Annotated in this window: 27 protein-coding genes and 2 pseudogenes; 23 read left to right on the top strand and 6 right to left on the bottom strand. The window is 57.1% G+C overall.

Annotation, left to right across the window (positions count from 1 at the left end):
* Nucleotides 1–320: 320 nt before the first annotated feature.
* The 3 genes and pseudogenes from JJD66_RS16185 to JJD66_RS28495 all read left to right on the top strand — a co-directional run bounded on the left by JJD66_RS16185 (nt 321) and on the right by JJD66_RS28495 (nt 3,862).
* Complete coding sequence (locus JJD66_RS16185) at nt 321–2,390, top strand: putative bifunctional diguanylate cyclase/phosphodiesterase (RefSeq protein ID WP_106116962.1); 2,070 nt, start codon at nt 321–323, stop codon at nt 2,388–2,390.
* 152 nt (nt 2,391–2,542) lie between these two features.
* Nucleotides 2,543–3,319, top strand: a pseudogene (locus JJD66_RS28500) (PAS domain-containing protein); the annotation flags it as partial.
* Nucleotides 3,314–3,862 (top strand): methyl-accepting chemotaxis protein, encoded by a 549-nt coding sequence (locus tag JJD66_RS28495; protein WP_226342901.1) that lies wholly within the window; start codon nt 3,314–3,316, stop codon nt 3,860–3,862. The pseudogene JJD66_RS28500 and the gene JJD66_RS28495, both read left to right, overlap by 6 nt.
* Nucleotides 3,863–3,994: 132 nt before the next feature.
* Here the strand turns inward: JJD66_RS28495 and JJD66_RS16175 are convergent.
* Nucleotides 3,995–4,450, bottom strand: a pseudogene (locus JJD66_RS16175) (IS66 family transposase); the annotation flags it as partial.
* A gap of 119 nt (nt 4,451–4,569) precedes the next feature.
* Between JJD66_RS16175 and istA the strand changes: the two are divergent.
* The 10 genes from istA (at nt 4,570) to JJD66_RS16125 (ending at nt 13,735) form a co-directional block, all read left to right on the top strand.
* Nucleotides 4,570–6,069 carry an IS21-like element ISPst3 family transposase gene (gene istA, locus JJD66_RS16170; RefSeq protein WP_024012635.1) on the top strand — a complete coding sequence of 500 codons (1,500 nt, stop codon included), beginning with the start codon at nt 4,570–4,572 and terminating at the stop codon, nt 6,067–6,069.
* A complete protein-coding gene (gene istB, locus JJD66_RS16165) occupies nt 6,062–6,865 on the top strand; it encodes an IS21-like element ISPst3 family helper ATPase IstB (RefSeq protein ID WP_010454871.1) in 804 nt (267 codons plus the stop codon). Before istA ends, istB begins: the two co-directional genes overlap by 8 nt.
* A 354-nt stretch (nt 6,866–7,219) precedes the next feature.
* Nucleotides 7,220–8,341 carry an ISAs1-like element ISPa60 family transposase gene (locus JJD66_RS16160; RefSeq protein ID WP_010455375.1) on the top strand — a complete coding sequence of 374 codons (1,122 nt, stop codon included), beginning with the start codon at nt 7,220–7,222 and terminating at the stop codon, nt 8,339–8,341.
* A 282-nt stretch (nt 8,342–8,623) separates the two neighbouring features.
* Entirely contained in the window at nt 8,624–9,067 is a 444-nt protein-coding gene (msrB, locus tag JJD66_RS16155; RefSeq protein WP_003464965.1) for a peptide-methionine (R)-S-oxide reductase MsrB, read from the top strand.
* A gap of 1 nt (nt 9,068) precedes the next feature.
* Entirely contained in the window at nt 9,069–9,608 is a 540-nt protein-coding gene (msrA, locus tag JJD66_RS16150) for a peptide-methionine (S)-S-oxide reductase MsrA (RefSeq protein ID WP_003464967.1), read from the top strand.
* A gap of 140 nt (nt 9,609–9,748) precedes the next feature.
* Nucleotides 9,749–10,453, top strand: a complete 705-nt coding sequence (locus JJD66_RS16145) for a glutathione S-transferase N-terminal domain-containing protein (RefSeq protein ID WP_003464969.1) — start codon at nt 9,749–9,751, stop codon at nt 10,451–10,453.
* Complete coding sequence (locus JJD66_RS16140; protein ID WP_003464971.1) at nt 10,450–11,418, top strand: magnesium and cobalt transport protein CorA; 969 nt, start codon at nt 10,450–10,452, stop codon at nt 11,416–11,418. Before JJD66_RS16145 ends, JJD66_RS16140 begins: the two co-directional genes overlap by 4 nt.
* Nucleotides 11,419–11,865: 447 nt before the next feature.
* Nucleotides 11,866–12,879 carry a zinc-binding alcohol dehydrogenase family protein gene (locus JJD66_RS16135; protein ID WP_002118279.1) on the top strand — a complete coding sequence of 338 codons (1,014 nt, stop codon included), beginning with the start codon at nt 11,866–11,868 and terminating at the stop codon, nt 12,877–12,879.
* 72 nt (nt 12,880–12,951) lie between these two features.
* The gene (locus tag JJD66_RS16130) at nt 12,952–13,383 is read left to right on the top strand and encodes a GlcG/HbpS family heme-binding protein (RefSeq protein WP_005006001.1); all 432 of its coding nucleotides are present in this window, start codon (nt 12,952–12,954) and stop codon (nt 13,381–13,383) included.
* Nucleotides 13,384–13,441: 58 nt separating this feature from the next.
* Nucleotides 13,442–13,735: a DUF1330 domain-containing protein gene (locus tag JJD66_RS16125; RefSeq protein ID WP_010591688.1), complete on the top strand. Its 294-nt coding sequence runs from the start codon at nt 13,442–13,444 to the stop codon at nt 13,733–13,735.
* Nucleotides 13,736–14,060: 325 nt separating this feature from the next.
* Here the strand turns inward: JJD66_RS16125 and JJD66_RS16120 are convergent, their stop codons facing one another.
* The gene (locus tag JJD66_RS16120; protein ID WP_003464979.1) at nt 14,061–14,531 is read right to left on the bottom strand and encodes a TlpA family protein disulfide reductase; all 471 of its coding nucleotides are present in this window, start codon (nt 14,529–14,531) and stop codon (nt 14,061–14,063) included.
* Nucleotides 14,532–14,953: 422 nt separating this feature from the next.
* On the opposite strand from JJD66_RS16120, the gene JJD66_RS16115 reads away from it, so the two are divergent.
* The 5 genes from JJD66_RS16115 (at nt 14,954) to JJD66_RS16095 (ending at nt 17,851) form a co-directional block, all read left to right on the top strand.
* On the top strand, nt 14,954–15,601 hold the full coding sequence (locus tag JJD66_RS16115; protein WP_002118288.1) for a sulfite oxidase-like oxidoreductase: 648 nt from the start codon (nt 14,954–14,956) through the stop codon (nt 15,599–15,601).
* Nucleotides 15,594–16,340 carry a ferredoxin reductase gene (locus JJD66_RS16110; RefSeq protein WP_002118292.1) on the top strand — a complete coding sequence of 249 codons (747 nt, stop codon included), beginning with the start codon at nt 15,594–15,596 and terminating at the stop codon, nt 16,338–16,340. Before JJD66_RS16115 ends, JJD66_RS16110 begins: the two co-directional genes overlap by 8 nt.
* 453 nt (nt 16,341–16,793) lie before the next feature.
* Entirely contained in the window at nt 16,794–17,066 is a 273-nt protein-coding gene (gene grxC / locus JJD66_RS16105) for a glutaredoxin 3 (protein ID WP_005005995.1), read from the top strand.
* A 67-nt stretch (nt 17,067–17,133) separates the two neighbouring features.
* A complete protein-coding gene (locus JJD66_RS16100; RefSeq protein ID WP_003464986.1) occupies nt 17,134–17,415 on the top strand; it encodes a DUF427 domain-containing protein in 282 nt (93 codons plus the stop codon).
* 169 nt (nt 17,416–17,584) lie between these two features.
* Nucleotides 17,585–17,851 carry a hypothetical protein gene (locus tag JJD66_RS16095; RefSeq protein WP_003464988.1) on the top strand — a complete coding sequence of 89 codons (267 nt, stop codon included), beginning with the start codon at nt 17,585–17,587 and terminating at the stop codon, nt 17,849–17,851.
* Nucleotides 17,852–18,711: 860 nt separating this feature from the next.
* Here the strand turns inward: JJD66_RS16095 and sdhC are convergent.
* Nucleotides 18,712–19,086, bottom strand: a complete 375-nt coding sequence (gene sdhC / locus JJD66_RS16090; protein WP_005005993.1) for a succinate dehydrogenase, cytochrome b556 subunit — start codon at nt 19,084–19,086, stop codon at nt 18,712–18,714.
* 730 nt (nt 19,087–19,816) lie between these two features.
* Here sdhC and JJD66_RS16085 point away from each other — a divergent pair.
* Entirely contained in the window at nt 19,817–20,335 is a 519-nt protein-coding gene (locus JJD66_RS16085; protein WP_003464991.1) for a YkgB family protein, read from the top strand.
* Nucleotides 20,336–20,364: 29 nt separating this feature from the next.
* Here the strand turns inward: JJD66_RS16085 and JJD66_RS16080 are convergent, their stop codons facing one another.
* The 3 genes from JJD66_RS16080 to JJD66_RS16070 form a co-directional block, all read right to left on the bottom strand.
* Nucleotides 20,365–21,210, bottom strand: a complete 846-nt coding sequence (locus JJD66_RS16080) for an AraC family transcriptional regulator (RefSeq protein ID WP_003464995.1) — start codon at nt 21,208–21,210, stop codon at nt 20,365–20,367.
* Between the two features lie 236 nt (nt 21,211–21,446).
* Nucleotides 21,447–24,476 (bottom strand): Tn3 family transposase, encoded by a 3,030-nt coding sequence (locus tag JJD66_RS16075; RefSeq protein WP_024015041.1) that lies wholly within the window; start codon nt 24,474–24,476, stop codon nt 21,447–21,449.
* Nucleotides 24,460–25,062, bottom strand: a complete 603-nt coding sequence (locus JJD66_RS16070; RefSeq protein WP_010465829.1) for a recombinase family protein — start codon at nt 25,060–25,062, stop codon at nt 24,460–24,462. Before JJD66_RS16070 ends, JJD66_RS16075 begins: the two co-directional genes overlap by 17 nt.
* Before the next feature lie 191 nt (nt 25,063–25,253).
* Between JJD66_RS16070 and JJD66_RS16065 the strand changes: the two genes are divergently transcribed.
* From JJD66_RS16065 to JJD66_RS16050, 4 genes are all read left to right on the top strand, one after another.
* The gene (locus JJD66_RS16065; RefSeq protein ID WP_042933781.1) at nt 25,254–25,631 is read left to right on the top strand and encodes a type II toxin-antitoxin system RelE/ParE family toxin; all 378 of its coding nucleotides are present in this window, start codon (nt 25,254–25,256) and stop codon (nt 25,629–25,631) included.
* Entirely contained in the window at nt 25,612–25,947 is a 336-nt protein-coding gene (locus JJD66_RS16060; protein ID WP_001172026.1) for a helix-turn-helix domain-containing protein, read from the top strand. Before JJD66_RS16065 ends, JJD66_RS16060 begins: the two co-directional genes overlap by 20 nt.
* 14 nt (nt 25,948–25,961) lie before the next feature.
* Nucleotides 25,962–26,297, top strand: a complete 336-nt coding sequence (locus JJD66_RS16055) for a hypothetical protein (RefSeq protein WP_000741275.1) — start codon at nt 25,962–25,964, stop codon at nt 26,295–26,297.
* A gap of 23 nt (nt 26,298–26,320) precedes the next feature.
* The coding region (locus JJD66_RS16050) for a hypothetical protein (RefSeq protein ID WP_198792720.1) at nt 26,321–26,554 on the top strand (234 nt) is incomplete at its 3' end.

Here is a 26,554-nt window from a genome sequence, read left to right as displayed (position 1 = left end):
CCCAGCCCCGCAAAGCCAAGACATCGAGTGCACTCAAATTTAAGTGAGCACCAGATCTAGCCTTTAAACGGGTATTTCATGCAGCCAACACTCGGTTCCTATTCCAAGGCCTTCAAAGCCCAGGTCATTCAATATGGGTGCCCAGCACGGCACTACAATTGCCAGCATCGCATTCAGCCGTAAGCGTGCCCGTGGAAGTCGCAAGGCTGGCATGACGCTTTTTTTTGTAAAATTTTTGACGATAGGATGAAGCGTACTCTTCAGAAACTGCTCGTGCCGCCGATGGCCCAGAGGAGCCAAATTCAACCTTCGGGGTTTCAATGCTAGTAAGCAGCTATAACAGCGTGTATGTGCTGTTTTCCTTCGCCGTAGCGATCCTGGCGTCTTATACCGCGCTGGACATGACTGGTCGAGTCACCCGTACCGAAGGCAAAGCATCGGCACTTTGGCTTGCCGGTGGATCTTCCGCCATGGGCATGGGCCTCTGGTCGATGCATTTTATTGGCATGTTGGCCTTCCAACTGCCCATCGAGCTGGGTTACGACCTGACGCTGACTGGCTTATCGTTGTTGATCGCCATCGCCTCCTCCGCCTTTGCTTTGTGGCTAGCATGCCAGACGGAAATGCCACTGCCGCGTTTGCTGCTTGGTGCGGTGCTCATGGGTATCGGAATTGCATCCATGCACTACGTTGGAATGGCGGCGCTGCTGATGAATCCTGTAGTGGAATACGTTCCGTCGTTGTTCGCGCTATCGGTGCTGATTGCTATCCTTGCTTCGGGCGTGGCTTTGTGGCTCGCTTTCCGCCTGCGTGGCGAAGGTCAGTACATCAATCGTACACGCATCGGCGCCTCGTTAATTATGGGGTGTGCCATTGTTGGAATGCACTATACCGGAATGGCGGCTGCCCAATTTCCTATCGGGAGCGTGTGCGGAGCGGTCAATGCAGGCATTGATAGCAACTGGCTAATGGTTTTGGTGATTCTGATCACGCTGGCTGTCTGCGCTATTGCCTTGATCGTATCAATGCTTGACGTCCGCACCAGCATACTTGCCAGCTCCCTTGACCTCGCAAACAGTGAACTGGTGCAGCTAGCTCTTCACGACAATCTTACTCGCCTCCCTAACCGTATCCTCCTAAACGACCGTCTTCAGCAAGCGATTCATAAAGCCATCAGGCAGAAGAGCCACTTTGCCGTACTCTTCATGGATCTGGATGGTTTCAAAGCTGTTAACGATACTTACGGTCATCACACTGGCGACCAGTTGCTTCTGCAAGTAGCAAAGCGAATCAACGACGCCAAACGCGGCGAAGATACGGTGGCTCGCCTCGGAGGCGACGAGTTCGTTCTGCTTATCGATCCCGGCGAACCTGAAGACGCTGCGATGTTGGCGCAACGCTTGGTGGAAAATATTCGATTACCTTACGTACTTGGGCGGCAGACAGTGCATGTGTCCGCTAGCATCGGTATCGCTATATTCCCAGAAAATGGCCTAACCGAGCATGAGCTGATGGTCAATGCCGATGCGGCTATGTACCACGCCAAGGAGCAGGGCCGCGATGGCTACTGCTTCTTTGAAAAAGCTATGAACGTTAACGCTCACCTGCAGTTGGAAATGCAACAGGATCTGCGGTGCGCACTGGATCGGAATGAATTTATCCTGCACTTCCAGCCGAAGATGCTCGCCCCAAATGGCCCTATGATCGGCGTTGAAGCTTTACTGCGTTGGAACAAGCCAGGTTTGGGCTTGGTGCCGCCCGTCCGTTTCCTGCCCTTGGCAGAGCGTACTGGATTGATCGTGCCAATCGGTAGCTGGGTAATCCATGAGGCGTGCCGGCAGATGGCCGAATGGCAAGCGTTAGGCGAAGGTAAAGACGAATGGAGTATTGCGGTCAACATTTCGACGGTACAACTGGCCCATGCAAAGCTCGTTGATGTCGTGCGCAATGCCCTGCAAAGCAGTGGCCTGCCCCCCCGTTTCCTGACACTGGAAGTTACCGAATCTACGGCGATGCGGGACGCTGAAGCTGCTTTGATTGTTCTTGATCAATTGGCAGCATTGGGCGTGAATATCTCCATCGACGACTTTGGTACCGGTTATTCCAGCCTGCTTTATCTTAAGCGCCTACCAGCCAACGAACTGAAGATCGACCGAGGTTTTATCACCGAGCTGGCTAAGTGTAACGATGACGCGGCTATCGTTTCGGCCATAGTAGCGCTCGGTAAAACGCTGGGGCTGAGGATCGTTGCAGAGGGTGTGGAAACCGCTGAACAACAACAGATGCTTACCGAGTTGGGTTGCGACATTTTGCAAGGTTACCTGCTGGGCAAGCCGATGAGCGCAGAGAGGATGCTGGAAAGCTTAAGCGCGACCAAGACTCTAGCGTGATACTGCACAAGCCATAGATTCAAGTTGGTGCTTGCTGGTGCAATTTGCAGACCCGCTACATCACCTGATTTAAGCATCAGTTAAACATTCGAATTGGGATTTACGGCTTCTCCTCATTCGTCCGATAGTAAAATTCACTCTAAGGCTAATCAATGTTCAACAAGGCAATCAAGCAGACCTTGGCTGAGGCTCTGCAAAAGCTTCAGGCCGCAGAAGCAAGGGCCGTGGCCGTTGACCGTTCGACGGCAACAATTGAATTTAAACCCGATGGCACCATCATAGGTGCCAATGAGAACCTTCTTACCACCATGGGCTACCGACTGGAGGAGATCGTCGGACAGCACCATCGTATTTTCTGTTTTCCTGATTACCAGGCGAGTGCCGACTATCGTAAGTTCTGGCAGCGCCTGGCTGGTGGCGAGTACATACGTGAACGTTTCCTGAGGCGTAATAAGCAAGGCCTGGAGGTCTGGCTCGAAGCCAGCTACAACCCTATCCGAGGCGCCGATGGTCGCGTCGAAGGCGTGCTGAAGCTGGCCACCGACATTACTACTCAGGTGATCCGTGAGCAGGAGCAGAGCAGCATGGTTCAGGCCATCAGTCGCTCGATGGCTGCGATTTCCTTTAACTTGAAAGGTGAGGTTCTCGACGCCAACGAAAACTTCGAGCAGGCCATGGGCTATCGCCTGGATGAGATTCGGGGAAAGCACCACCGCATGTTCTGCACACGAGGTGAAGCGGACTCTCCTGAATACCGCGATTTCTGGGAGCGACTGAACCGTGGTGAGTTCTTCTCTGGACGCTTCCAGCGACTCAACCGGCATGGCGATACCGTCTGGCTGAGCGCAACCTACAACCCGGTATTCGATGCCAGTGGCCGGCTTTACAAAGTAGTTAAGTTTGCCCGTGATATTACGTCCCAAGTGCGCCAGCAGCAGGCAGAATCCGATGCAGCCACGTTCGCCTACAATATATCCCAGCAGACGGACAGAAGCGCTCGCCATGGTGCCGAGGTCATTAGTGAAACGGTCGAGGTGGTACAAGGCATAGCAGCCGAGCTCTCACGAGCGGCTGAAGGCATCACTGCAGTCAATCAGCAGTCAGAGATGATCCGCAGCATCGTGCAGACCATCCGAGGTATCGCCGAGCAGACCAACCTACTTGCTCTAAATGCTGCTATCGAAGCTGCAAGGGCGGGTGAACAAGGCCGAGGTTTTGCGGTGGTCGCCGATGAAGTACGAAACCTTGCAGCCCGCACGGCGCAGGCCACCGTGGAAATCGTCGATGTTGTGAAGCGCAACCATGAACTAGCGCAGGATGCTGTGGAGAGCATGCAGGCTAGTCGCCAAAAGGTCGATCAAGGCGTCGATTTGGTCAGCCAAGCCGGCTTTGTGATAGAGGAAATTCAGAGCGGAGCACGGCAAGTAGTCGACGCCGTGCGCCAGTTCGCCGAGGCAAAGGAAGAGCTCTGATGTAACTGTATCGGGCACAACCTCGTAAGGCTGTTCCAATTTCTCACGATAAGCGTGCTTGTCCAATATGACATCATCGCTGCTTACTGGGCGCAACTGAACGTTTGCATCCGAGCATCACGTCTTACGCAATTAGACCGGTTGCCAAATATGCGGCAGCAAATGATCGATTTCACTCGCCCGCTGCGTCGGCAGGCGTGTGAGCACGTCCTTCAAATAGGCATACGGATCATGACCGTTGAGCCGCGCAGACTGGATCAAACTCATGATCGCCGCCGCCCGTTTTCCGCTGCGTAGCGACCCTGCGAAGAGCCAGTTCTTGCGTCCAAGAGCCCATGGTCGGATCTGGTTCTCTGCCCAATTGTTGTCTATGGGTACAGCCCCGTCATCGAGGTAGCGCGACAGCGCTGCCCAGCGTTTCAGGCTGTAATCGAGTGCTTTGCTGATGGCTGAGCCTTCGGGCACAAGGTCGCGCTGGGCGCTCATCCAGACATGTAGCATGTCCATTACCGGGACGGCTTTTTCTTTCCGTATTCGCCGCCGTAAATCCGGCTCCAGATCGCGGACTTCGCTCTCGATTTCGTACAACAACTGTTGCCGCTGACCGAAAACTGACCCAGTAGAGGCTGTTCTGCCGACTGAAAACTGACCCAGGTGTTCAACTGCTTCTGCTCAATTTTTGAGCAGGAGAACACAGGGTGATCAGTATGGAAATGATGGGCAAAATTCGCCGGATGTATTTCCGCGACAAGCTGTCGCTGCATGAGATAGCCAAGCGCACCGGGTTGGCGCGCAACACGATTCGCAAGTGGGTCAGAGCACCTGAGGCCAAGCCGCCGGTCTACCAACGCCGCGCGATCTTCAACAAACTCAGCCCTTTTCACGCCACGCTGGAGCAGGCGCTAAAAGCCGATTCGCTGCGGCCCAAGCAACAGCGGCGCAGTGCCAAGGCGCTGTTGGCGCAAATCAAAGCCGAAGGTTATGACGGTGGCTACAGCCAGCTCACCGCGTTTATCCGTGCCTGGCGAGGGGGACAGGGCAAGGCGTCGCAGGCCTTTGTGCCGCTGACCTTTGCTCTTGGCGAGGCGTTTCAGTTTGACTGGAGCGAGGAAGGCTTGCTGGTCGGCGGCATTTACCGGCGTATGCAGGTGGCACATCTGAAGCTGTGTGCCAGCCGTGCGTTCTGGCTTGTGGCGTATCCGAGCCAGGGCCATGAGATGTTATTTGACGCCCATACACGCTCGTTCGGCTCCTTGGGCGGCGTGCCGCGCCGGGGCATCTACGACAACATGAAGACCGCCGTCGACAAGGTCAATAAGGGCAAAGGCCGGGCGGTGAATGCGCGCTTTGCGGTGATGTGCGCGCATTACCTGTTCGATCCGGACTTCTGCAACGTCGCCGCTGGTTGGGAAAAGGGCATCGTTGAAAAGAACGTGCAAGACAGCCGCAGGCGTATCTGGCTAGACGCCCAGGACTGCCAGTTTCACTCCTTCGAGGAACTCAATGCCTGGCTGGGCCAGCGCTGCCGCGCGCTTTGGAACGAGCTGACGCACCCTCAATACAGCGGGCTGAGTGTGGCCGAAGTGCTGGAGTTGGAGCGCGCTGAACTGATGCCTGTGCCAGCGCCATTCGACGGTTACGTCGAGCGGCCTGCGCGGGTCTCCAGCACCTGCCTGGTCAGCGTCGGGCGCAACCGCTACTCGGTGCCGTGTGAGTATGCGGGTAAGTGGGTCAGCAGCCGTTTGTATCCGACGCGAATCGAGGTGGTGGCTGACGACGCGCTGATCGCCAGCCATGTCCGCTTGCTGGATCGCGACCAGGTCAGCTATGACTGGCAGCACTACCTCCCGCTGATCGAACGCAAGCCCGGTGCGCTGCGCAACGGCGCGCCCTTTGCTGATCTGCCGGCGCCGCTGCGTCAGCTTAAGCACGGTCTGGGGCGTCATGCCGGCGGTGACCGGATCATGGCGCAAGTTCTGGCTGCCGTACCGGTCGCCGGGCTCGATGCGGTGCTGGTGGCTGTTGAGCTGGTACTGGAAAGCGGCAGCCTGAGCGCCGAACACATCCTCAATGTCGTGGCGCGCCTGGCCGCGACCGAACCACCACCCAGCGTCGAAACCCACTTGTCGCTCAAGGAAGCCCCCGTCGCTAACACGGCGCGCTACGACCGCCTGCGTGGCCAGACCGAGGAGATCGGTCATGCGTGATTTGATGGCGGAACTCAAGGAGCTGCGCCTGCACGGCATGGCCACGGCCTGGGCGGAGTTGACTGCGCAGGGTGAGTCGAACACAGCCTCGTCCAAGTGGCTGCTCGAACACCTGCTGGAACAAGAGCACACAGATCGCGCCATGCGCTCGGTGAGCCACCAGATGAACATGGCCAAGCTGCCGATGCACCGCGACCTGGCCGGCTTCGACTTCAGCGCCTCCAGCGCAGACGCTCGTTTGATCAGCGAACTGGCCAGTCTGGCCTTTACCGACACCGCGCAGAACGTGGTGCTGATCGGTGGGCCTGGCACCGGTAAAACCCACCTGGCCACTGCGCTGGCCGTGTCCGGCATCACCCGGCACGGCAAGCGCGTGCGCTTCTACTCCACGGTCGATCTGGTCAATCTGCTGGAGCGCGAAAAGCACGACGGCAAAGCCGGGCGGATCGCCCAAGCTCTGCTGCGCATGGATCTGGTCATCCTCGACGAACTGGGTTATCTGCCCTTCAGCCAGGCCGGCGGTGCGTTGCTGTTTCACCTGCTATCCAAGCTGTACGAACACACCAGCGTGGTGATCACCACCAACCTGAGCTTCGCCGAATGGTCGAGCGTGTTCGGCGACGCCAAGATGACCACCGCCCTGCTGGATCGGCTGACCCACCACTGCCACATCGTCGAAACCGGTAACGAGTCCTATCGCCTGCAACACAGTAGCTTGGCGGCCCAGGCCAAGATCAAATCACGGGAGCGAAAGCGTAAGGGCGGCCAGGAACCGGAGGACGATGAGCCGTTCTGATTTCATGGCGACGACGGCCTGCTACATGGCTGCGTGTGGCAGGTCTTAAACAACTGAACTGGGCTAGCGAAGGAGTGGGGGCAACAGCAGCTGCGCTGGTAGACTTATCCACAGTTGCTGGTAACAAAATCAGCAATCCGCCCTGGGTCAAATTTCAATCGGCAGGGTGGGTCAATTTTCCATCAGCGCCAACACACTAAGCAACCATCAGAAAATTTTGACTGTACGCCAAAAAATTCGCATCTACCAGCATCTAAACAGGCGTTGCAGGGCAATCGCATGAACGCCTGCCGATTTGAATGAGTCCTTTCCCAGCGGGCATCCTGAGCGCCTCTCTACTCAGGATGCCCTGCAATGTCGCATCACATACCAATCTCCGATGTTCTGGTCGCCATCAATGATCCCCGTCAGCAGGGCAAGATTCGTCACGACCTGGTCGAAACACTGGTCGTGGCTATCTGCGGCGTGCTTGCCGGCGCTGACACCTTCATCGAAATCGAACTCTGGGCTGAGCAGCGGCTGGACTGGTTCCGCCGTATTCTGAAACTACCCCACGGCATTCCCTCACACGACACCTTTGGACGGCTATTCAGCCTGATCGATCCAGAGGAGTTCGAGCAGGCCTTCCGCTGTTGGGTTGCGGCGATCCTACCGGCCCTTTCTCCGCAAGTGGTTGCCCTAGACGGCAAGACCAGTCGCCGCTCCGGCAAGAAAAACACGGCCCCGTTGCACCTGGTCAGCGCTTTTGCGGCTGATTCAGGGCTGATTCTCGGGCAGAGGGCGACCTCCCAGAAGTCCAACGAGAAGACCGCCATTCCTGAGCTGCTGGCCACACTGGCGCTTGAGGGCTGCACCGTGACGATCGATGCCATGGGTACCCAGCCGGACATTGCACAGGCCATTCTCGATCGCGGGGCGCACTATCTGCTGGCCATCAAGGGAAACCAGCCGAAGCTGGCCGAAGCGATCGATGACTTCGCTGACACCTTTTTGGACGGCGATCCTGCCCGGGTACCCCATGCGCACTTCGAGCATGTCGAGAAGGACCATGGCCGGCTGGAGGTTCGTCGCTGCCATGTTTTCGACCAACTCCAGTGCCTGCCACAGCCAGAACGCTGGCCAGGACTGCGCACTTTCGTGATGCTGGAGTCCGAGCGGACTGTGGGCAACCAGACCAGCCTGGAGCGCCGTTACTACATCAGCAGTCTTGCTCCGGATGCAGAGCGCATCGCACATGCCATCAGGGCGCACTGGGGCGTGGAGAACCGCGTCCACTGGTGCATGGATGTCATTTTTGGTGACGATCAGATGCGGATCCGAACCGGGCATGCTGCCCACAACATGGCCGTTCTCAAGCAACTTACATTGAATTTGATCCGGTTGGATCCGGTCAAGCGCAAGGGTGGCATCAAGGCACGAAGGCTGATTGCTGCAACCTCTGATGATTATCGGGCTGAACTATTAGGTCTCAGGTGAGCTTCATGCGATTGCCTTGACAGGCGTTGTTGATTATCATAAAACACTGACACTGTATTATATAATCGTGCTTTTGTGTTATTTTTTTAATATTTACTGATTACGTACTTGCTTAACCACTCAGTTGCGCTAGAACTAATAGACGCGAAATTTAAATCTCTAATTTTCCAACACTTAGTAAAACCTCGTTTGCCATCCCACTACCATTGTAGGAGCAAATCAGGAGACATAAAAAATTAGCGGTAGCGTGCCTGGCCCTCTAGATAAGTATTGGAGACTGTAATGAAGTTTGAAAAGTCACAGACAGCAATCGACCACCTGACTCCCGAGCAACACCGAATTACCCAGGAGGCGGGCACCGAAAGGCCCTTCACGGGCGAGTACAACGACAACAAGGAGCCTGGCATCTACGTCGACATAGTGTCGGGAGAGCCACTGTTCGCTTCGACGGACAAGTTCGATTCGGGTACTGGCTGGCCCAGCTTCACCAAGCCGATCGTTTCGGCAAACGTGAACGAGGTGCGGGACAGCGCACACGGCATGGTCCGGACGGAGGTCAGGTCAGTACACGCAGACAGTCATCTCGGCCATGTGTTCCCCGATGGTCCTTCCGACCGCGGCGGTCTGCGGTACTGCATCAACTCAGCGTCCCTTCGCTTCATCCCGCGCGACGAGATGGAGTCCGAGGGATACGGTGAATATCTCGATCAAGTAGAGGAGGCTTAACATGCATCAGCGCGCTGTTCTCGCAGGAGGATGTTTCTGGGGCATGCAGGATCTGATCCGCAAGCGGCCCGGCATCATCTCGACCCGTGTGGGTTACACGGGCGGCGATATTCCGAACGCCACGTATCGTAATCACGGCACGCATGCCGAGGGGATCGAGATTGTCTTCGACCCGACAGTGACGAGCTACCGGAACATCCTGGAATTCTTCTTCCAGATCCACGATCCGACGACGCTGAACCGCCAGGGCAATGATCGTGGGCTCTCCTACCGGTCGGGCATCTATTATGTCGACGAGGAGCAGAAGCGCGTCGCCGAGGATACGATCGCCGATGTGGATGCCTCGGGGCTGTGGGATGGCAAAGTGGTGACCGAGGTCCAGCCGGTCGGCGAGTTCTGGGAGGCCGAGCCCGATCACCAGGATTATCTGGAGAAGCGCCCGGGCGGCTACACCTGCCACTTCGTCCGTCCCGGCTGGGTGCTTCCGAAGCGCCAAAAGGTTGACGACGTACAGCCAGCGGCCGGGACCGCGGCGGAATAGGCTTCACTGCCGTTGCCACTGCGCCGATCCGGTCCGCAATCTTCGTGACCGCGTCGTTCAGCGACGCGGTCATCGAACCCTACTTCAGAGTGACGGCTCGTTCCAGTCAGTCGCCATCGCAACACCAGGATCGCAGATTTATGCCAGACCTCTCGTCCTTTCCGATCACGCAGCGCTGGCCGGCATCTCATCCCGATCGCCTGCAACTCTACGCAGCCCCTACGCCCAATGGCGTCAAGGTCTCGATCATGCTTGAGGAGACTGGCCTGGCGTACGAGCCCCACCTGATCGACATCTCGAACAACGAGTCGAAGGATCCGGCGTTCGTGTCGCTGAACCCGAACGGACGCATACCGGCGATCATCGATCCGGCTGGCCCTGACGGTAGACCCATCGCCTTATGGGAATCCGGTGCGATCCTCCTCTATCTGGCCGACAAGACGGGTCAGTTCATCTCCACCGAACCAGGCCAGCGTTACGAGACCCTAGCGTGGGTGTTCTTTCAGATGTCGGCCATCGGGCCGATGTTCGGTCAGCTCGGCTTCTTCCTGCGATTTGGCGGCAAGGACTATGAGGACAAGCGGCCGCAACAGCGCTTTATCGACGAATCCACGCGTCTGCTGGGGATTCTGGATCGCCGGCTGGAAGGCCGCGACTGGATCGTCGACGACTATTCGATCGCGGACATCGCGACGCTCGGCTGGGTGAATGCGCTGGTGGAATTCTACGCTGCGGGTGACATCCTTGGCCTCAGCAGCTTTTCGAACGTCCGCGCATGGCTTGGACGCGGGCTGGCTCGACCGGCCGTCCAGCGTGGCCTCCACATTCCCGCGAGGCCAGCATGAGCATCATCGCCGCCTATTATTACAACGAAGGCAAGCGAGTTCGCGAAATCGCGCTCGATGAGCACGTCAAGTTGGGCGAGAGTCGCTCGGGCTTCTGCTGGATCGCGCTTAGCGAACCCACCCCCGAGGAACTACTCGCGATCCAAAGGACATATAATCTTCATCCGTTGGCGATCGACAACGCGATGCACCCGCTGTGCCCGCCCAAGCTCGAGGTCTACAACGATGAGTTGTACGTCGTCGCGCAGACCGCCGAGCTGGTCGGCGACCGGATCAGCTACGGCAAGATGGCGATCTTCACCGGTCACAATCACCTTATCACCGTGCGGCACGGCAATGCCGGAGCGCTGGGCAAACTTCGGGAGCAACTCGAGGCATCGCCGACGCAGTTCGGCAAGGGTGTCGACTATGTGCTGCACGCGATCTTGCATCGCGTGGTCGACCAGTATCTGCCCATCTTCGAAATGATCGAGGACGACGTCCTGGCGATGGAGCGACGGTCGCTGCACGATTTCCTCGGGCCAGAAGAGGTGGCGCGAATCTTCGAACTAAGGTCCGAACTCACGCGGTTCCAGCGCACGCTCGGGGCTATGGCCGAGCTGGTGCGAAAGCTCGTTCGCGGCCACTTTCCCTGCATCAGCGCCGAAATGACACCATATTTCCACGACGTCGCGGACCATGTCCACCGCGTGCAGTCCATGGTCGACGGCCTCCTGCTTGTCCTGTCCACGGTCTTTGAGGCCAGCAGCCTTCTTGAAGCGCAAAGGACGGGGGTGATCACCCGCCAGCTGGCGGCTTGGGCGGCAATACTGGCAGTCCCGACGGCGATCGCTGGAATATACGGCATGAACTTTAAGCACATGCCGGAGCTGGACACGGCCTACGGATACTTTGTCGTGCTCGGAGTGATAGCGATATCGTGCGTTTTCCTATTTGTGCGCTTCAAGAAGGCTAAGTGGCTGTGAATACTGCCCATCGTTTTCTTCGCCGTCATCTGACGGTTACAGCGGGCCTTATACGGAAGCTTGTCCAATCCAACTCAAGATGAAGGTGCGTCCATGACATAGCAGCTGACCGACGCTCTACAAGCAGTTCAGTCCTTCATCGCCAAGGGCTAAGACCGCGAATAGCGCGTCAAGGACAGCAATCTCGTCGATCTCGAGCCAGGATCAACCATCGGTCCGTGCGGCATCTGCGTCGACGCGGCGTTTCGCCTCGGAAGCGGTGATGATGGCGATAACGCCTCCACCCTCTACGCGATCACCGATCCGGCGACCGAGCATAAGGGCCTGTTGATCGACGTGTTCGATGAAATCTGCTACCGCGACCCAGTTCAAGAGTCGGGACCTCAATGTAGAAGAAGTTGACTAACGAGCATTCGCGTCATCCGATCAAGCAAGCTGGAGACATTTATGAAAGCCATTGGTTACAAGGTTCCGGGACCCATCGCCGCGGATGCCGCGCTGGTCGACATCAATCTGCCTCGGCCTGTCGCTGCAGGATACGATATCCTGGTTGAGGTGAAGGCCGTCTCGGTCAACCCGGTCGACTACAAGGTCCGCAACAGCACGCCGCCGGCAGATGGCGATTGGAAGGTGCTGGGATGGGATGCCGCCGGGATTGTGCGCGAGGTCGGCCCCGACGTCACGCAGTTCGAGTTAGGCGACGAGGTCTATTATGCCGGATCGATCACACGGCCCGGTACCAATGCGGAGTTCCATCTCGTCGACGCCCGGATTGTCGGTCACAAACCTGCGTCGCTCTCCTGGGCGGAAGCGGCGGCGCTGCCGCTGACGACGTTGACGGCCTGGGAGGCGATGTTCGACCGCCTGGACGTGGCGAAGCCCGTACCCGGTGCGGCGGAGGCGATCCTCATCATCGGTGGCGCGGGCGGGGTTGGGTCGATCGCCGTCCAGATCGCGCGACAGCGCACGGACCTCACCGTCATCGCCACAGCCTCTCGACCGGAAACCCAAGAGTGGGTAAGAGGGCTTGGAGCTCACCACGTCATCGACCATTCTCGTCCGCTCGCGCCACAGATCGCCGAACTCGGCATCGGTGCTCCCGCTTTCGTCTTTTCGACCACACATACCGAGCAACATGTCGCCGACATCGCCGAACTGATCGCCCCACAAGGACGGTTCGGACTGATCGACGATCCCAAGGCATTCGATATCATGGTTTTCAAGCGCAAGGCGGTGTCGATCCACCACGAGCTGATGTTCACGCGGTCGATCTACGGCACGCCCGACATGAATGAGCAGGGCGAGATTCTGGATGCGATGGCAGCGCTGGTTGACGACGGCAAAATCCGCACGACGCTGACCCGGCGACTGTCGCCGATCAATGCCGCCAATCTGAAGACGGTGCATGCACTGATCGAAAGTGGCGCGGCTAAAGGCAAGATCGTCCTCGAAGGCTTCTAACGACCGCGATCGCCAAACATCTTGTCCAACCTCAAAAAGCCGAACGGGTTATGCCCCAGCGATGAGAATCCCATGACCAAATCTATTGCCACCGCCTCGATCAACCGCGAAACCGCAGTCGCCCTCATCGACGCGGCGCTCGCTGCGGCCCGTGCCATCGGCATCCCGGCTGCCGTCGCCGTCGTCGACGCCACCGGTAACCTGCGCGCGTTCGAGCGCACCGACGATGCGCCGTTCCTTACCGTCGATGTTGCCATCGACAAGGCCTGGAGTTCCGCCTCGTTTGGGTTCCCGACCCATGTCTGGAACGACTATGTGACCAACGATCCAAAAGTGGCGCCGCTAGCCTATCGCCCTCGGATGGTCGCTGTCGGCGGCGGTTATCCGATTCTGGAGGATGGGAAGTTGATCGGCGGCATAGGCATCTCCGGAGGCAACTATCAGCAGGATCAGGATGCGTGCGTCGAGGCACTCATGAAAATCGGGTTCCAGTTGCCAGCCTGACGACTGTGAGGCCATCACCGGTGGTAATGGCCAACAGATCCAACCTTTGAGAGGCCTAATGATGGAAGCGTTCGTCGTCTTTACGCGGGAAGAAACCAGCGACCCACATGCACTCGCAACCTATTCTGCAGGCGTCGGACCATCGTTCGATGGTCACGACGTTACCTTTCTCGCCGCTTATGGCGCGATCCAGCATTTGGAGGGGCCGCCCATCGAAGGGGCCGTAATCTTGCGTTTCCCGACGATGCAGGCCGCTCGCGACTGGTATGACAGTCCCGCCTACCAAACCATCGCTGCTCAACGCTTTGCCGGTTCCCGTTACCGCGCCTTTATCATTGAAGGGCGGCGGTGACATACCGACAGAAGCACTTCGGCGCTGACCACGAGGTATCGGCGTGTGAACTCGCATCTTGGGAATCTGTGGGGGGGACCAAGACAGCGGCGCTAGGGGCTCATATCGTCGATCGGATCAGAGAGTTGCTCGGCGAGAATGGGTTATCTATTGCCGAGCTGACGGAGCGGAGCCGCCCTCTCCCAACGGATTGATTCAATCGTTGACGCTCCTCCTATCCGGATCCGGGTTTTCGCACGCTGATCAACAGAGTTACAGCGCGCAACGCCTGTAGTGGGCATCAGGGGATGGGTGGCAATCAGGATGATTGCCCACCTTCCAACGATTAACCTTGCTCAAGTTGCTTCACTAGTCGCTCCGCGTCGAGATGGAAGTCCGAGAAAACAATGCTACCGCCAGCGTCGATAACCGTAAACCACGGAGTTCCTCGTGTGCGGTAGTCTTCCATGAAGGTTGGAAACGGCGAGCCGGTCGGTTGCTCGTCGTGACCGAAAACGATAGGAAGCTCATACTTGAGCTGGTTCACGCGCAACTTCTCGAAGGTATTCTCATGCGTTCCTTCGAAGACGGTCTGGATCACTGCGAACCCCACGTCTTTTGAGCTCAACGCTGCATGCAACTTTTGTAGCGTCGGAAACCCATGCAAATGGCAACCTTGGCACCAATGCTGGAAGGCAAACAAGATTTTCGGGCCGGGCCCGATATCTGACAGTTTGAACGGCGCGATACTTTCCCCATCTTTGCCAATCCATTTTTGCACCCGCAGCTCAGGCGCTTGTCGTTCGATCTCGTTCATCTGATCCTCCAACCCCGATACAGAAGCTTAGTGGATGATCGCGCGTCGCGACGGTGCGCGAACGTCCGACCTTATTTTCCCTATTTCCTGAAGCCAGAATAGATCAGATCGACATTTCGTCCTTAATATACTCAAGCTGCCGGCGAGCGCGAACTGGGCAACCATGCGCTGGTGAGCCTTGAGCTTTGCACGCTGCCCATCCGTTTGAGAGCGAACCTGCAACTTCCGCTCCGCATACCGCAGATCAGCGTACGCAGCCTTGGGGTTATCTACCCTATAGCCATTGGGTATTGGGAATCATGCTGGCCTGACGCTATGTTCGATACGCGATTTTTTACGATGATAGAGCATCTGTATCTGATTTTTAGTCGATTGGCTTATTCGGCGGATGTGCGGGCAAATGCTTTACGCAGAGTACTGAAATGAAGGCCGGCTTCGGTCTGCCGTATCGAGCAAGAGGGGTCACTATGGTCACCAGAGGTTTCACCGGTCGCGGTTCAGGCGACCAGTCCGATCGGATTCCGCCAGGTCAGCATCTGGTGGAGGATTTCCCTGTTCTGTCGGCCGGCCCTACGCCGAGGGTAGAGCCCTCCGACTGGAAATTCACAGTCAAAATTGGTCCGAAGCCCGTCAAAACGTGGAATTGGGGCGAATTCAACACTCTACCAAAGACCCAGGTGACAAAGGATATTCACTGCGTCACCTCTTGGTCCAAACTGGATACCGTTTGGGAGGGTGTACTCATTGAAGACATCCTTGCAGATGCAGAGCTTGATCGGCCTACCGATTTCGTCTTGGCGCACTGCTACGATAATTATTCGACAAACGTCCCTCTGACGGATCTGCTTTCCGGGAAAGCGATGGTCGCCCTCAGTTATGCGGGCAAGCCACTTTCCCGCGATCATGGGGGGCCGGCGCGTCTTCTAGTGCCGCACCTTTACTTCTGGAAATCCGCCAAATGGGTGAATGCGCTGCAATTCACGACGCGTGACGAGGCCGGCTTTTGGGAGCTGCACGGCTATCACATCTACGGCGATCCGTGGCGCGAACAACGATACACCCATGACTGAAAACGAAGCGCAAGTCCGTTCGTGGCAATCATGCGTGATCGACGACATCATCCAGCAAACACCGAGTATCAAGAGCTTCTTCCTTCGGTTGAGCAAGCCGTTCGCGCACACCGCAGGTCAGCACGTCGATATCCGGCTGACCGCGCCCGACGGCTACAGTGCAATGCGCAGCTACTCGATCGCGTCATCGGCAGTTTCGACCCCGATCGTCGAGATAGCTATCGAGCGCATGCCGGATGCCGAAGTTTCGCCGTTTTTTCACGACATCGCGGCGATTGGTGACGAAATCGAAGTTCGCGGTCCGCTCGGTGGCCATTTCCTTTGGCCTGAGCCTGCCATAGATCCGGTTCTGTTGATCGGGGGAGGCTCCGGCCTCGTGCCGTTGATGGCAATGATCCGGCAGCGCCGCGCATTGGCCCAAGCCGTTCCGACAGCGTTGCTCCTGTCCGCACGAACCGCCGAGGACGTTCTCTTCTCAGAAGAACTTCATTGCATCGAAATCAGCGATCCGGCGTTCGTCCTGGCGCTCGCGATTACGCGCGAGAAACCGGTTCGCGCATCGGACTTTGCGCGACGGATCGACGGCATGATGGTCCAAGAAATTCTAACCAGGCTTCAGGGAAAGCCGACGCAAGTGTTCGTCTGCGGGTCTAACGGATTCGTCAACATCGCAACCGATAGCGCGCTGCTGGCGGGCTTGGACGCCTCCATCATCAAGACGGAGCGCTACGGGGGCTAGCGGCGCGAGCTATCTCACGTCGCGCCGATCGTAGACGTGCGCCCTGGGAAGCTTTGGCGATCAACGTGAACCGTTTTGCCGAACACAGTCTTCGTACCCCCCGGCCTCTAGAACGCCTTCGCTCGCGATACCTGGCTCGACATCAAGCTCAATTTGAAAGTTCCTGCACTATCCGTCGTCCTGATATGCTCGACCAGCATGATGGGCGATTCGAGCGGGACCGCTTCCGTCCCAATCGAGGCTCGGTTACCTTAGAGCATCGGCTCGGCGCTACAGGAGGCGCGTGCGGCCTCTGCCTGGCGGTGAAAGCACTTTGGGCCATGTCGCCTGGATAGCGGCCAATCGTCAGCATCTGCTCCGATGTCGGCCAAGGTGCAGTCGCCATCTTTGAACGCCGCGAATTGGAGATCAACGCCATGACAGCGATCCGCGTGCAACTGCCGGAGATGCAATATGACAACTGATGTATTGCTGTACACCACGAATTGGTGCCCGTTCTGCCGCCGAGCGAAGGCGCTCCTCAAGGAAAAGGGCGTGCGATGGAAGGAGCTCGATATTGAGGCGGATCCGGCTCACCGGCAGGCCATGGCGGAAGCGTCGGGGCGAAGCTCCGTGCCGCAGATCTTCATCAATGGCACCCTTATCGGTGGCTCCGATGAGCTATTCGCGCTCGATGTCAGAGGCGAGCTCGACAAACTTCTCGGGCGCAACCCGCCTGCCACCTGAGGAGGTGCGGCTTGGGGCAGCCAGCCCGCGAGCCTTCGCCGGTTGATGAATACAAAAGGAGAGTCCGTTGGTCTCAGCCATCTGGAAAGACACTACTATCGCCACAAGCGACGAAACAGTCATCGTCGAGGGAAATCACTACTTCCCACCGTCAGGAGTCGACCTGAGCCTGCTTGAGATGAGCCCGCACACATCTGTCTGTCCGATCAAAGGCGCCGCGCGCTTCTTTCATGTTCGCGCGGGTGACGCGCTCAACGTGAACGCCGCTTGGACCTATCCCGCCCCCACTCCGGATGCCGAGGGTATCCGGGATTACATCGCTTTCTGGAAAGGCGTGGACGTTGCCTAGCAGACTGGACGGACGACTTCGCTGATAGCCATGCGGGCGCCGACATCTCAATTATCCTGCCCACCCCGGGCCTCGTCGGCTGCAGGAATCTGCCCGGCACCTTAGCGCGACCCGGCACTGGCGGTCTCGCACCCGCCGCGCCTCTGTTCTATCAATAAGGATGGATGACATGGAGCATTCCGAGTTCGATGCCGCTTTCGCGAAGCTTGCGGAGGGATACAGAGAAGGGACTTATGAAGGCCGGCGTTTCAGCTTGATCGTCCGGCGATCTGGGGACGGACGTCGCAACAGTCTGTTCGCCAGGGAGTTGGACGGGACTGACATTGTCAGCTTCAACCTCTTCCGCGTTACATCAGATAGGACATTGTTGAAGCCGTGCGAAATGTCCGCCGAAAAGGTCGTAGCGTTCGTGCTGGAGTTCCGACCGGACACCTGACGGGCAGAAGAAGATCCCGGCCAACCGGCGCGCCTGCGACGGCCGGCTATCTAAGGCTGCGCAAGCCTATAGCCGCAGCTCATTGCACTTCGTCTGGCGAGGAATTCAACATCGATACGTCGCCATCCGCGGGGATATCGGTACAGGCGCCCGTGTAAGCCAGATTGAGAAATCCTAAGCGATGACTAACACCAATGACGCCACCCTTCCGACACATTCTATTCTTGAGGAATGCACAGCGATGGCTGTCGTCAACGCTCTGAAGATTATTCTGAAGAACAGCTACGCGATCTACCTTAAGACAAAAAATGCCACTCGGGCGCATCCCGCCCCTACTTCAGGGACTTTCACTTGCTTCTCGCTCTGTCACTCACAGCATCGGCACGCCCATGACGCATGGTATCCAGGCCTCATAATTTTCCCATATAACCTTCTTGTCTTTTGCGCACCCAGAAAGACTCGAGGCTTTAACTGGACAGATGAGCCCTCGAGGGTAGTGTTCACCTGATTGGCTTTCTCATATCTGATGTTGATTCGCACAGTGTGCCAACCAGGTGATAGTTTCAAAAAACCTGCGCTTCAGAGCGAATTAGACGATCTTCGATAAGAGCGATCCGCCTCAAAATCCAAAACATCTAACATTGTCCTAGAGCCATATTTGTACCTAGTACTATGGCGCTCCCATTAACACATTTGATGATGCACAGAAAACTTAGCTCATGATAGCTTTCAGCTAACAGCTATTCGGAAGCCCGAAAGGATTCAACCGTTTAAGCGTGAACCGTCGATTATAAATACTTTCGTAAGTTAGCTTTAAAGGACGCTTTTAGTCCTTGTAAATACGCATTACGACTCCACAGCTACCAAATCCATACGGCGCCAGCAACCATTAAAACACCCGACACTACTAAAACAATAGTAGAGGCGCGATTGCTGCCTTTCAAAGTATGACCAACACCCACATCCATAACTAGGTGTCGAATTCCGGCTACGAGATGATAAATAAATGAAGAGTATACCAACCAGAAACTAACTTTGCCGAAAGGTGAAGAAAAAATCTCCTTGACTTCATTAAAACCCTTTTCTGACTCCAACGATTTGCTCAGCATATACAGTATCAGTCCCAGAAAAATAAAGAGCATAATTCCTGAAATCCGGTGCAGAATCGATGTAAGCGCCGTGAGAGGAAGCTGAATGGTTCGAATATCAAGATTAACCGGCCGCTTTTTATTCATTTTGACTCCAGTCAACAATTCTAGTGGGGGATTTCAGTTTTCGATCTCATTCATCATAGCAGCTGTAACTAAGGCTGGCGGCGACAATAATGGAGATATTCGGGGCTTACGTTGCATTTTGAGGTCGCAAGTGCATGTGCGTAAATTGAAGCAAATTGCAAGGTTATGCCCAATAGGTAGCTAGCTTATTAATTTAACAAAAGTGACGTGTGTCGTTCTGCAGGGCATGCTGTTCCCCAACCCTGGAAAACCTATCCTCTTTAACACGTCAAAGTCGATTGATAGGCTTGCTGCAACAGCTATCTGCCCGGTTGAAGTCGAAGATCGATGTATCTGTAGGGTTTGGAAATAAATGCGGGCGCCCACCGCACTCACGGCTCAGTTACCATTCTTTGTGCATCGCGGCCGCGCGGCTAGTTGGTAGCTGTTCTAAGCCTAGTCAGTGCCGCCCTTCGCCCCAAGCCCCATAGTCAGATTTGAGAAATGACAGTAGGCGATGCCGCAACGCGCTTCATCGACCTATGTAAAACGACTCCTTTATCGAAATAGTGCACTCATCGCTCTCCACGGCGATCCCTTCATCGCGAATTGCACCGCCCAAGACGATCTGCACTGAAATCAATACTTTCTGATGCCTCTTGATTAGAGATGCCAGCCATAATCATCTCATCGCCAACGCATACGGCGTTCGGCAGCCAACACACTCTCACTCACTACTGGAAGCTCAGACATGAAAACCATAGGCATTGAAAACTCGAAGTCCAGCGTACAGGCCCACTTAACGCTTGGAACCAAAACTATGGGGCTAGGTATCTATGGCGCGTACTTGGCTCTCGCTATTATTTACTTCTGGTTCGGCGGCATGAAATTTACCCACTACGAGGCCGAGGGCCTGGTTCCACTGGTGAGCAACAGCCCGCTTTTGGGATGGGTGTATAGCATTTTTTCGGTCGACATGTTCTCCAGCCTGCTCGGCATACTAGAGATTTCGATCGGCACTCTGATCGCAGGCCGCATGCTGTCGCCCAAACTATCCGTGGTAGGAGGCGCTCTGTCTGCAGGCCTGTTCTTCACAACCCTTAGCTTTATGTTTTCCACTCCGGGCGTCATTGAGCCTAGTTTAGGGTTTCCGGCGATTTCCGTTGCGCCAGGTCAGTTTCTGCTTAAAGACTTAGGGTTGCTTGCTGTTTCGATATTTGTGGCAGGCCATTCGCTGGTTGAACTGGAAAAACGTAAAATTAATGCATAATTTTTTCAATGGCTTAAGGCAGTAATGCCTTAGGCCTTTTTGCCATCATTTTCCCCCGCCAGATCTTTCAACCAGTCACGAGGGCTCAACCCCGTCTTGCGTCTAAATGCGCGAGACAGCGCCGAAGGACTTTCGTAGCCGACTTGAGCTGCAATCAGCGTAATCGAGCGCCCTTCTCGCATCAGCTTCTGAGCCAGGCTAACTCGCCAACTCAACAAATAATCAGCAGGCGTCTGTCCGATGACACTCTTGAAATGCACGGCATACGCAGCGCGTGACATATTTGACTCACTGGCCAGCTCTGCTATTGACCAGGCATGTTCCGGGGAGTTGTGCATCTGTAAAAGCGATCGGGCAAGCCGCATGTCGGCCAGTCCAGCCATCATTCCGGTGCGCAACTGGTGATGATCGAGCAGGTAACGGAGCAACAGAATGATTAGGAGCTCAAATAAGCGCTCAAGCGCGGCTTCCCTTCCACAATGCACATTTGCCGCCTCGGCAAACATCCACTCCAACGTGTCTGCCAGCATGGGCAGATCATCGAGTGCGAGCACCAAACAGTCCGGTAATGAAGCCGACAAAGGATTATCAATTCCGCCCTCAAACTCCATGGAAGCACACAACAACTTTGCGCCATCGGACTCACCCGCAAACAATTGATGCTTGGCGGGGCGTGGCATAAAAATCAAGCTAGGGCGAGTGAGCTGCAAATCCTTGCGATCGGGACCAAGCAACGTCACGCTGCCGGCCTGAAGCAGATGGATATAACCTCGCCGCTCGGCGCCATCGTAAGATGCAGAGCCGCATAGGTCGCCGTCATAGAACAGATTGGCCCGCACGCCGAACCGCGAGAGCAAATTAGACAAACGATCCATTGGCCGATCCTTGACGAGTCAGAACGCACAGACCATACCATCTGCGTTGTCGTTCAGTGCCTGTAGCGAACATGCCGGCGTAAATCAGCCAACGGATAAAGTGATCACTGAGCAGCTCAGCCTCCCTTTCCAGTTCGGCTGTTAAAAAAACAACACCGTTGTTTGAAAGCACCAGCAAATCAAGTGCTCACTCTTCTATTTTACGGGGTTGTACGCCGGAATCCCAGAAATTTCCGTCAGCCCAGCTCCAGTCCCGCCACGAGCGCATCCAGGTCGATGAACTTGCCGTCAGTCTGGAAGGTGTAATGCCCGTTCAGCAGGATGTGCCGCCAGGCCGCTGGCGACATCTGCGTGATCAACGCCAGCGCCTTGGCATTGCCAGCTGCCTCGTACTTCGTCAGCAGCAGGGACAGGATCGCCGAGTTGTAGAAGATGATCGCGTTGCCGATCAGCCTGGCGCACTGGTTGCTGATCTCGATTTCGATGTCGGTGCGGCCGGTCAATTCCTTCTTCCCACCGACTTGGGCGATGGTCGAGCGTAGCTGGTGATAGGACTCAATGCGGTTCTGCGAGCGGTGAACATTACGCTCCAGTTGCGGGTCGCGCAGGTAGCGCAGTGTGTAGATACTGCGGATGAGCTTGTCGAACTCGAAGATTGCGCGCCGCGTCGGGTTCGGCGCCGTATAGGTGCACAGCTTGCGGATCAGCGTGCCCTGCGTCATTTCCTTCAGGCCCAGTGTGGCGACGATTCGGTCGATGTTCGCCTTCTCACCGACGATGAGTTGCCGGTCGATCTGGCCAGCCGGCCGGATCAGGCATTTCTCGTACAATGCCAGATCATCGGCGCAATACAGCTCCTGCAACTGGTCGTCGAGGTCGGTGAAGCGCGGCTCGAAACGAAGTCCGAACCAGTGCAGGATGGCGAAGTTGGCCTTGTTGATGCTGTGCATGTCGCCGGTGATCGCGCTCGGCACGATGTCCGACGTGTTGCGGTACCAGATGTCGAACACGTGGTGAGCCTCGTACTCGTGTGCGCCTATCAGGTAGCCGTTCAACGGCACGTGATTGCACAGCAGCGTGTAGGCGACGACGCCCTTGCCGCGGCCGAAATATTTGCGCGAGTAGCGCGCCTTCACAGTTGGTCGCTCGACGCCGAATTTCTGCCCATCAACGGCACCGTACAACGAATCGAGGTCGAACGAGTAATGCGGGAAGATCGGCAGTGCGGCGATGGCGTTGCTGATGCAATCGTTGGCCACATGTAGCGTCGCCTGGCGCAGGTACTGCTGGTAGGTACTCTCCAGGACGTGGTACGGGATGTCGCTGGTACGTGCCATAACCTGGTTGCCGTGGTTCATGGCTTGGGCAATGATCACCGCCATCAGACTGTCGGCGTCGGCTACCTTCTTCGCATAGCGTGGCTGCAATGGTGTCAGCGCCGACAGGAACTGGCACTGGCCGTTGACGAAGCGAAACACGTCGGCGACATCGCAGTATGGCAGTTGCTCGTAGAGAGCTTGCTCGCGCGCCTTCTGGTTCTCCCCCTTGGGCTTGCGCCAGGTCAGTCTCTGCGTGTCCTTGTCGTATTCCAGGTGCGTCAGCTTGCCCTGTTTCAGCTCGCGATTGAACGCCACCCATTGCGCACGCAACTCGGTCGCCAGTGCATCGAGCTGGGCACTGACCGGCTGCCGCAGGAAGGGGATGTCCATCTGCGCGAGCACGGCGGCTTTCTCGTCCATCGAAACCAACTCGTCGGACAAATGCCGGTGCTGCAAGCTATCGTCAATGTAGAGCTCGCCCGCCTGGAAGCGTTTCCTGACCTGACGGTAAAGCCAGAATTCGTAACGATCGGCATGCAGGCCTGTCGGCGTGCCTTCGGCATCGAACATCAGCAGGTACGGACGCAAGCGTTTCGGCAGCGTTGCCGCCGGACATTCGTCGAGTGGCCGTTGTGATAGGCGCTGCTGCTTGGCGAACACGCTCTTGGCCCAAGTCAGCGCCGCGAGCCATGGGTTATCGGGGGCCGTGCCGGCGAAGTCGAGCGCGACGTACAGCGGCCGTAGATGGCGTCGAATGCGTTCGGCCAGGCCGTCCACCGCCTGCCAGTGCAGCGCCAGTTTGTTCAGTGGCTTGACGCTCATGCGCTGCGCCGTGTTTTGCAGCAATTCCCTGGACATGATTTTGTAGGCGCGTTGGCGCACCTCGCCGAACGGCGTCGGATCGGCCACGCTGTCGTCCACGTACAGCGACAGCAGGCGGCCAACCTGCGGCGTTTCCTGATGGCGTCGCAGCTGTTCGGCGACAAAGGACTGTTTCGCACCCGTGCGGCTCTCGTCCTCAAGTTTTTTCATGTGGAAGGCCATCGCGTCGACCAGGTTGTCGGTGAGCTGCCGGTAACGTACCCAGGCATAGCACAGCAGGTAGAGCCGGGTCTGCTCCGCCTTCAGGTGGCGCAGGTCATGGACGGTATAGAAGTTCGCCAGGCTCGCGTAGTACAGCAGGTTCTGCTGCGAGATGCCGAGCTTGGGCAGCAGCGCCTTGGCGATCCCGTGCAAGGACTTCAGCGTGGCGCGCTTCTCGCGCTCCCCTGCCATCTGACGCCAGCCGAAATCTTTAGCGTCCTGCTTGAGCGCTGCCAGTTGAGACAGGGTGTCGTCACGCACCAGGAGCTGGCCCAGCGCAGCTTTGGCCGATTCGTCCAACACTTCTGCCAGCAAGCCGCCCAAGCGCCTGCGTTCGGTGGACAGGGCTTCACTGACCAGCTCTTGTAAGGTGGTGTGGCCGGGCCGGATGATTTTGTGCTCGCTGAGCCAAACGATCAGTTCGGCGGCCACGAATCCTGGCATTACGTCGCGCCGCACGATCTGTTCAGCCTGCTGTGCCAGTTGCGGCAGGAAGCTAGCCGCCCACGACCGGTAGCCGAACAGTTCGGCGATCTGACCCCTCTGGCTGTAGTGCTCATGCTTGGTGATCGCCTTGCGTTCGAACGCTTCGCCGTGGAAATAGCGACTCAGCACGAAGGCGCAATCGTCCTCGACCTCATGCCAATCGAAGCGGAAGAAAGCATGCTTGGCCTTGAAGTAGCCGATCTGCAAGACGCAATAGACTTGGGCCTGCAGGCTAGGCCGGCTGCTGGCGAACGCCAGTTCAGATTCGGCCAACGCCAGGTATTCCAGCCGCTGAGCATCGTCGAAGTCCGGTAGGCCGTACAAGGCTTCCTGCTCTGCGTCAGAAAAGACGGTGAGTAGCTTATTCTTGTTGCTCATCGACCGTCCTTCCCGCACCACGCCAACCTGCTCGCGTCAATGTTTCGATCAACGTAGTGCGCTTGACATTGAAGTTGCGGCACACCGCCGCCTTAGACATGCCGCCATCGAGCGCGGCGACGATGGCGTCCAGCTTCTCACCAGTGATCGCCTGCGGCCGGCCGCCGATCCGGCCGCGTTTGCGTGCGGCGGCCAAGCCCGCGACGACGCGCTCCTGAATCAAGGCGCGCTCGTACTGCGCGAGCGCACCGAACACCTGGAACAGGAATTCGCCCGAGGGCGTCGTAGTGTCCAGGTTCTCTGTCAGCGAGCGGAACGCCACCCGCTTGTCCTTGAGCGAAGTCACAATGGCGAGCAGGTGCGACAGCGAGCGACCGAGCCGGTCGAGTTTCCACACCACCAGCACATCGCCGGCTCGAACGAACTCAAGCGCCCGCGCCAAGCCGGCACGGTCATCCTTCGCGCCAGAGGCACGATCCTCAAACAGGTGACGCGGATCGACGCCGGCGGCGAGCAGCGCGTCGCGCTGCAAGTCCGTGCTCTGGCGGTCGGAGTCCGACGACACGCGCATGTAGCCAACCAACATAGGCGGATAACCATCAAAAACAGGTTTCCGCATAATAGTGAATAGCGATAGAGTTTTCCGTACATTTTTGAGGGGGTGTTGCACAGGTAGCACAGCGGCGGCTGACAGCCTGTCGCAAAACAAATGTTTTACGACACCTCCTTGAGGTTGCCGCGTTTACATCATTACCTGAACAGGTATAAAATTCCGTCATGACAAACAAAGAAAAACCGCTCGAATGGATCGCGAGCAGCCACAAGGATTTGATGGCGTTGCCGTCCGACGTGCGTCGCCGTTTCGGTTACGCGCTCTCGTTGGCGCAGATAGGCGATCAGGATGACGCAGCAAAGGTGCTCAAGGGGTTCGGTGGTACCGGCGTGCTGGAGGTCGTCGAAGACGATGCCGGCGGCACCTATCGAGCGGTATACACGGTCAAGTTTGCGGAAGCGGTGTTCGTCCTGCACTGCTTCCAGAAGAAGAGCAAGAGCGGAATCGCCACGCCAAAGGCCGACATGGACATCATCCGCGCTCGGCTGAAGGTGGCCGAGGTATTGGCACAGGAGCTACGAAATGCAAAAACGAATCATTGAAGGCGTCGAGGTTCAGCGCAGCTCGGGCAACGTCTTTGCCGACCTTGGACTGCCTGACGCTGAAAAGCTCAAGATCAAGACCGGCCTGGTGGTCGAGATCAGGAGGGCCATGCGCGCCCTTGGGCTGACTCAACAAGCGGCGGCCAAACGCATGGGCATCCCGCAACCGAAGGTGTCGGGCATGATGCGCGGCGACTTCACCAATCTATCCGAACGCAAGCTGATGGATTGTCTGAATCGCCTCGGCTACGACATCGAAATCAAGGTACGGCCAGCAGCCGAGCCGATCGGGCATCTAACGCTCGCAACCGCTTAATCGGAGCTCTCCTGATGGCAGCCCGCATCACCGACGACGAATGGGACGAACTGACTCCCGAGAATTTCGATACCACGGCACTGCTGCGTGCAGTCGATGCCGTGGACGTGCTGCGCGGCGATTTGAATGACAGCGCAGACGGCGCACCTCCGCAACTGCGCACCGACCTGTTGAAGCTGCATCAACTGGCAATGGCCGCGTTCAACGAGGGATCACGCAGCCGAGTGGCTGAGCTATTTGATCTCGCCGTGGATCTTCAGGATCAGGTTGATCATCTGATGACCTCGCTGGAACAAGTGCAAGAAACCCTGTCCCGGTTGACGGCGCTCTACCCAGAAAGCCTGTCCTGAATGTTCTTGGAGACAACCACATCATGAGCCGCAGCCGCCGCAAAACGCCCATCGTTGGGCACACGACCTGCCGTAGCGAGCGCGAGGACAAGAAACTCTGGCATCAGCGCTGGCGAACCCACGAGCGCACCGCGCTGGCCAGCGCGTCGCCGGAAGCTCTATGCGCCCATCTGCCTCTACTGGAAAACCAGGTCAGCAACGTCTGGTCGATGGGTAAGGATGGCCGCTCCTACTGGCCCATCAAGCGCCAGGCCGCC

Origin of the sequence: Pseudomonas sp. MF6751, from assembly GCF_016613265.1 — a bacterium.
Classification (GTDB): Bacteria; Pseudomonadota; Gammaproteobacteria; order Pseudomonadales; family Pseudomonadaceae; genus Aquipseudomonas; species Aquipseudomonas fluorescens_BV.
Note: the sequence above shows the minus strand (reverse complement) of the source record. Positions and strands in the feature narration are given on the sequence as shown.